Origin of the sequence: Comamonas sp. B-9 (assembly GCF_000410635.1) — a bacterium.
Taxonomy (GTDB): domain Bacteria; phylum Pseudomonadota; class Gammaproteobacteria; order Burkholderiales; family Burkholderiaceae_C; genus Comamonas.
The window spans coordinates 313-1,079 of the sequence record NZ_KE148613.1; the positions used below are offsets into that span (position 1 = coordinate 313).

General features: G+C 69.2%; 1 protein-coding gene. It reads right to left on the minus strand.

Annotated elements, in window-relative coordinates; all coding sequences use genetic code 11:
- Nucleotides 1-216: 216 nt before the first annotated feature.
- Nucleotides 217-767, minus strand: a 551-nt coding sequence (locus tag H928_RS0116435; RefSeq protein ID WP_021027483.1) for a GlxA family transcriptional regulator, incomplete at its 5' end; no start/stop codon positions are given.

Below are 767 nucleotides of genomic sequence, written 5' to 3' on the forward strand. Positions count from 1 at the left end.
TGCCGGCCCACGAGGCCGGTGAGGGCGATGCCGATGATGGAGCAGGACCAGTACAGCGCTTGCGCGATGCTGAGGGTGAGCAGTTGGGGATGGCGTTGGAGCAGCATGGGCGGTGATTTGGGAATAACGGGGCGTGGGGGAGCTGCCGGGCAGCATCGGCTGTCCGGATCGCATGGTTTGGGCAGGAGGGTTCAGCCGCCCAGCGGCGGGCGCTGGTTAACCCACGCCAAAGCGCTCGGCAAAGGCCTGGGGGCTGACGGCCAGCGTTTTGTGAAAGCTGCGGCGCAGGTTTTCCGGGTGGCCAAAGCCGCACAGCCGCGCCACCGTGGAGACGGAGGCCTGGCGCTGGCTGAGCAAGGTGGTGGCAGCCTGCAGCCGCACCCGTTCCACATAGCGGGCCGGCGTGATGCCCAGCTCTTGCTGGAACACGCGTGCCAAGGTGCGGGGCGGCAGGCAGGCCTGCGCGGCCAATTGCTCCACACCCAGGCGCTCGCCCAGGTGGCCGGGAATCCATTCAAGCAGGCCAGCCAGGCGCGGCGCCTGCGTGGTCTCGGCCGCCAGCAGTGGGCTGAACTGCGCCTGGCCACCGGGCCGGCGCACAAACATCACCAGGTGGCGGGCCACGGCCAGCGCCATGCTGCGGCCCAGGTCGGCTTCGACGAGGCTCAGCGCCAGGTCGATGCCCGAGGTCCCCCCCGCCGATGTGAAGATATGGCGCTGCTGCGGATGGCTGGCATCAAAGGTGTGCAGCCGGTCGCCATCGACCT